The sequence below is a fragment of the Peribacillus sp. NPDC006672 genome (assembly GCF_050274955.1).
GTDB lineage: Bacteria > Bacillota > Bacilli > Bacillales > DSM-1321 > Peribacillus.
The window spans coordinates 1-5,664 of sequence record NZ_JBNNOR010000037.1 but is presented as its reverse complement, the minus strand read 5'-3'; the positions used below and the strand labels follow the sequence as shown (position 1 = coordinate 5,664).

The following is a 5,664-nucleotide window of genomic DNA, read 5'->3' as shown; positions in this document are numbered from 1 at the left end:
GTGATATAAATTGAAACGCCGTATACGCGAACCGTACGTACGGTGTTGTGAGAGGGGCGAAAATAATACATTTATTTTCCCTCTACTCGATTGGAACTATCGAGGCAGGTTAGTTTAAGAGTGTTGTTTAACTTGTGTTCAACAATCGGGCCATTTAATTGAGTAATAGGTTGCAAAAAACACACTTTTTTTATAATTTTCTTCTTACTACACAAATGTCATTAATACCAATGCTCCTCGTGATGCCCGTTCATGTGATAGACGGGTTGGCAGTACCACCATTTAAGCTTTTTATTCTAAAAAAGGAAAACGCTATCCAAAATACATCGGATAGCGTCTTGATATTTCGAATAGTTCTATTAAGGATTCGTCGACCAAAGTCCTGCATGTTTTAGTACAACACGTGAATGAAGTTTTAGCTGTGCAACCATCAATTCTGCTAAATCTTCTGCTTGCATCACTTTTTCTGGATTACCGTCAGTTAAGTTTAGCTCAACAGCCATATCTGTTGCAACCGTACTTGGCGTTAACGTTGTAACACGAATATTTTTCTTACGCACTTCAAGCATTAATGACTCACTTAGTCCGATAACTGCAGCTTTTGAAGCCGAGTATGCACTTGTAATTGGTGCACCTTTTTGACCAGCTGTTGATGAGATATTAATGATGTCGCCAGTGTTGCGCTCTATCATTTCTGGTAATACCGCACGTGTTGTGTAGTACACACCTTTTACGTTTACATCGATAATATTTGTCCATTCTTCAGGCGTTAAGTCCATGAAGTTACCGAATTTTGAAATGCCGGCATTATTTACTAAAATATCGATTGCACCAAGCTCGCCACGAATCGATTCAACCGCTGCTGTGATAGAATCTAAATCCGCTACATTCGCTGCAGCGATTGCTACCTTCACGTCATACTGTTTAAGTACCTCTGCAACTTGTTGTAAATTTTCAAGCGTACGTCCAACAAGACCTACGTGAATACCTTCCTGCGCAAAAGCTATGGCTGTTGCACGTCCAATACCACGCCCTGCTCCTGTAATTAATGCCACTTTCCCTGTGATTGTTTGCATGTTTTTTGCTCCTTTAGATAAGATAGATTTATTATTGACGAATCGAAGTGTATTAAACTAAAAAAATTAATACTTGAGTAAGGTACGTATGATAAAGCCGTTCTGATGTTATAATTATTTACGCTGTTTTACTCGGAAATGATTTGTCTTTAAGACTAACTTCATTCTACCTAAAGTTTTCTCTGTTGTGAAGAACGCACTTTTTTGTGCGGAGGTTACCAAACGGTTACTACTGTACGAAAAGGAGTTACTGTCCATGTCAGATACACTACAAAAAGAGATCCAAGCCTTTTTAAATGGTGCTATTATATGTTTCAAATATTGTCTTAGCGTATGTTTTCGTTAAAATGTTGGCTGTACCCCTCTTAGCGTATAAAATTTCCGAAATGGGCGGTAAATCACTGTTGCTATCGTTTTAAAGTAATGTTATGGAGGCGAAAAGGTGAACTTTTTTGATTGGGAAATTGAAATGCCTGAAAGTTTAAAGCCGTATTTAGATAAAGAATATAAAAGAATTGCAATTCTCACTAAAGAAGATGATGAAATTCATATTGTTTTCGAATTTGATGAAAATAACCACTTAGTTATGCACCCAAGATGGAATATAAATGTCACTATCATAGGGGAAAAACATTTAAAACTAACCACAAATTCATAAGACAAAACGCTAACGGATACTTGAGTCGGGTGCTTAAGGCAAGCCGTTTTTTCTTTTTCAATTAACGGGGCAGGTTAGATTAATAAGGAAGGAAGTATTTTCATATATGAAATAGAATTTTTTTCGCTTATGCTGAAAATAAAAAAGAAGGCTAAGATGTATGAATATCACTGATTTACTTGTTTTGTCTGTGGTTTTAGGCTTAATAAATGGTTTTAAGGACAATAAATTTAAAAAGAAAAGTTTTTTTAACACGTTTTAAATACTTTTCACATCAGGTCTAATTTTCATCATAACAGGAGATCTCTTTTTGAATGATTTATTAGATAAATATCTTCCTAATGAAGAATATGGGATATTAGTATTTGGAGGTTTGTTATTGTTATATCCTATTTATACAACAATTAAAGGATTTAAAAAAAAGACCACTAATTCACTTCGTTAATTATCTATAGGGTGCGATCCTTTAATTTGAAAAAACGGAGAAGATTTGTGAAAGAATGATAGTTAAACAGTGATTACAGAAAATTGTTATAAAAGGTGATTTTATGGATACTTCAAGTTATATATTTTTAGCAATTTATTGGGTCGGAATTATTATATGGTCGCTTAAAAATAAGGAAAAGGCTAAGAAGGAATTACTTCAAATAAAGGAAAATTGGAAGACAGGAGTATCAATATTGCTAATAGTTTTATTTCCATTTTTAGTTTTGGCTTCAATGATATTTGTATTGTAGTTTGTTTTCATTGTTTAGTTAGAGTGGCAGGTTAGCAAGATTGTGAAGGATTGTACTTAAACTAACGGGTGCGTTAGTTGAAGATCAGAGCTGTCATTATGGCAGCTCTTTCTTTATGGAACTATCGGGGCAGGTTAGTTGAACAAGTAAAAGGTTTTTGTGGTGGTTGTCTCGAAACTAAATGAGTAGGAAAATCATTTTAACATTAGGGAGGATGGCTGTTGTACTTAATTTAGGGATCTATATTCTAATTAGAATTGAGGAGTGAATAGAATGACCAACGTAAAAGATATTATTTCTGACCAGTTCTTAGCGAATGCTAATGCCCCTAGTTGGTACAAGCCATTTTCAGAATCAGTTGAAAATTTGACGGAAGAACAGGCTTTATGGAAGCCAAGCAAAGACAGTAACAGTATAGCTGAAATTGTACAACATCTGATTTATTGGAATCAAACTTGGCAAAACAGGTACGAAAAATCCAACGTAGACGCTGTATCTTCAAACGGAGATAATAATCGGAGTTTTTTAAGTCCTGAATATATGTCCTTTAACGATTTGAAAAAAATCTTATTAGAAGTCCTTTTAAAGTGGGAAGGGTTATTAACTAATGAAAAAATAGAAAGTGATGTTATAGGTTTTCCTGAAAAAGTTAAGTGGTGGCAAATTCTTGGAAATGCAACTACCCATAATGCATATCATATCGGTCAAATTATTTATATTAGGAAACTGCAAAACAGTTGGAAGGGGAATGCATGAGAAGTTGACTTAGCTGCTAATTGGAACTTTTTGCTAGAATGGATTGCTGCGGCAATCCTTTTTTCAAAGGGGCAGTTTAGTTGCACAAGAATTAACCGAAACCAAAATGAATACATAGTAAAAAGAGTGTTAATTTGGGAGATGAATAAAGTGAACAGATTTATTAAGAGGCTTTGGAATAATGTATGGGAGCTTTCTGTAATGTTTATTGGCTGGATAATCATTTTTATTGCAAAGATACCCATAACTTTTCTGACTGTTTTCATTATTACAATAATAGGGTATATTCTTGGAGGAGCTATCAGTTTCTTTAACTGGCAAAGTAATAAAGGCAAAAAAAACTATCGGGTGCTTTACTTCATTACCAGGAGCTGATCATCATCTCCTTTTCTTATGGAACTAAAGGGGCAGGATAGTTCATTAAGAAAACATGTTTATTTTGGAAATAATTATTATGATGAAGTGGAATATTCGTTAGGAAGGTGGCAACGCCATCCTCCTGTATATTTTCTACAAGAATAGCGTTTTTTTCGTTATGTTGATACAAATTCACTTTAGCTTGATGGCGATGGGGTAGGATTCCGTATACATTAATGAATAGATTATTTTTCCTTGTACTAGTATAATAAATATATATAGTTTTTAAAATATTTATCGATTATAAATTATAATATAAATATATTTTACATACTAAAATTATTTAAGGGGTGATTAAGATAGAAAAGTCCTCAGACGATGCTGTTCGTATTCTAATGACCGAAATGTTTAACATTCAAAATAAATCAAAAGACTTTATGAAAACACTTACTCATGATGAAAATCTCTCAGAAAATTTAGTGCTTTTATTACTAAGACTTAAATTATACAGACATATGAAAATTACTGAGATTTCAGAAGCATTTATGCTAACGCCTGGTGCAGCAACGAATATGTGCGATAAACTTGAAGACTTAAATTATATAGAAAGAATAAGGATTAAAGACGATAGAAGAGTTGTAAGGGTTGCACTTACTAGAAAAGGAGAAGAAAGGGTCGAAGCGATATTTTCAAAATTCTCAAAGGAAAAGATAGAGAGAATATCAAGTATTTTAGAAGAAATAAATAAACTATTTGAAAAAATAGAATATTAATAATGTCTAAAAACAGATTATAAAATCTGTTTTTTTTTTATTTTATGGAGAAATTGACAATAAATATCAGTCATTATATATTATAGTAAATAAATATTTTAATAACTAAAATATATTTCGTTGGGAGGAAACAGAGAATTACTATTATTTCTAGAAAAGAGGAGAAAAATATGAAAAGAAAACTATTTATGATGGGGGTTCTAACTTTGATAATAACTGGAGTTTTTGTTGCACTTAGTAAAAAAAATTTCGAGTATAAGAGTGACTTAAAAAACGTAGAAAAGATTATTGTTGATTCTGACGTTTCTAATATTGTCCTTGTTAAAGGTGATTCAAATATGAATATAGAATATTCAGGTCAGAAATCATTTTTAGGAAACCCTAAAATAGATATAGTTTATAACAAAGATCAAGCCATTATTAAAGTGAAGGCTCTTCCAAATAAGTGGATGTACATTTTACCTGGTAACGTAAGAAGAGGAAAATTGATACTGAACATTCCAGCAAAATTATTAGAACATGTTCAAATTAAAACCCAAAACGGAAACATTGACGTTAAAGATTTAAGTGAAGTAAACCGATTATCTCTTAGTTCAAATGTAGGTAATATTAATGTAGATTCTTTTAAAGGGGAATCCGTAAATATAGAGGCAAAGAATGGTTCTATAAAATTAGGAACAGTTGATGGAGAAGTCAAAATAAAGAACCAAACTGGTAACCTAAATAGCTTACTACTTTCTGATATTAAGGGCAAAAACAACATTAAACTCTCAAACGGCAGTGCAAAGATAACACTTCCTAATGAATTAGATCTTAATGATATAGGATTTAATATTTCATCCAGTAATGGAAGGATAATTTCTGAACATAATAAATTATCAAGCGATAATATAACAAAACGAGGCGCAGGGCAGAAAATCACTAATCGTTCCAAAGGGAATAAGGAATTAAATATATCTGTTACAGTAGGTAATATAAAGATTAATTAAGACCATACAATATGTACATTCATTGACCATCTCAATAATATCAAATGAACGAAAGGCATATGCAATACCAAACGGAAGTGCAATTTTCTCCAAGAACGGGGAATTATTTAAAGTGGTTAATGACTATCTACTCCCTTTAAAAAAGAAGTAGGAATTAGTAAATTCCTACTTCTTAATGAACTAACGGGTGCGTTAGCTGAAGATCGGAGCTGTCTTTAAGGCAGCTTTTTCTTAGTGTGCCAGGCATGGCAACTATCTAGGTGGTGAAAGTCCACTGTGGGGGTACACATCGACCAACCACTAAGGAAGCGCAAGGTA

Annotated in this window: 6 protein-coding genes; 5 read left to right on the top strand and 1 reads right to left on the bottom strand. The window is 32.9% G+C overall.

The window, feature by feature from the left end; genetic code table 11:
* Nucleotides 1-359 precede the first annotated feature (359 nt).
* Nucleotides 360-1,076, bottom strand: coding sequence for a 3-ketoacyl-ACP reductase (locus ACQKKK_RS26170; protein ID WP_427620012.1), 717 nt, complete (start codon nucleotides 1,074-1,076; stop codon nucleotides 360-362).
* Between the two features lie 442 nt (nucleotides 1,077-1,518).
* Here ACQKKK_RS26170 and ACQKKK_RS26165 point away from each other — a divergent pair, with 442 nt between their 5' ends.
* From ACQKKK_RS26165 to ACQKKK_RS26145, 5 genes are all read left to right on the top strand, one after another.
* Nucleotides 1,519-1,734 (top strand): hypothetical protein, encoded by a 216-nt coding sequence (locus ACQKKK_RS26165; RefSeq protein ID WP_427620011.1) that lies wholly within the window; start codon nucleotides 1,519-1,521, stop codon nucleotides 1,732-1,734.
* A gap of 310 nt (nucleotides 1,735-2,044) precedes the next feature.
* Nucleotides 2,045-2,179, top strand: coding sequence for a hypothetical protein (locus tag ACQKKK_RS26160; RefSeq protein ID WP_427620010.1), 135 nt, complete (start codon nucleotides 2,045-2,047; stop codon nucleotides 2,177-2,179).
* 565 nt (nucleotides 2,180-2,744) lie between these two features.
* A complete protein-coding gene (locus ACQKKK_RS26155; protein ID WP_427620009.1) occupies nucleotides 2,745-3,227 on the top strand; it encodes a DinB family protein in 483 nt (160 codons plus the stop codon).
* Between the two features lie 752 nt (nucleotides 3,228-3,979).
* On the top strand, nucleotides 3,980-4,357 hold the full coding sequence (locus tag ACQKKK_RS26150) for a MarR family winged helix-turn-helix transcriptional regulator (RefSeq protein ID WP_427620008.1): 378 nt from the start codon (nucleotides 3,980-3,982) through the stop codon (nucleotides 4,355-4,357).
* A gap of 170 nt (nucleotides 4,358-4,527) precedes the next feature.
* Entirely contained in the window at nucleotides 4,528-5,346 is an 819-nt protein-coding gene (locus ACQKKK_RS26145; RefSeq protein ID WP_427620007.1) for a DUF4097 family beta strand repeat-containing protein, read from the top strand.
* Nucleotides 5,347-5,664: the final 318 nt, after the last annotated feature.

What these genes read in the sequence shown, in the direction of transcription:
- ACQKKK_RS26170 (WP_427620012.1), bottom strand. Translation starts at nt 1,076, where the DNA reads ATGCAAACAATCACAGGGAAAGTGGCATTAATTACAGGAGCAGGGCGT.
- ACQKKK_RS26155 (WP_427620009.1), top strand. Translation starts at nt 2,745, where the DNA reads ATGACCAACGTAAAAGATATTATTTCTGACCAGTTCTTAGCGAATGCT.
- ACQKKK_RS26150 (WP_427620008.1), top strand. Translation starts at nt 3,980, where the DNA reads ATGACCGAAATGTTTAACATTCAAAATAAATCAAAAGACTTTATGAAA.
- ACQKKK_RS26145 (WP_427620007.1), top strand. Translation starts at nt 4,528, where the DNA reads ATGAAAAGAAAACTATTTATGATGGGGGTTCTAACTTTGATAATAACT.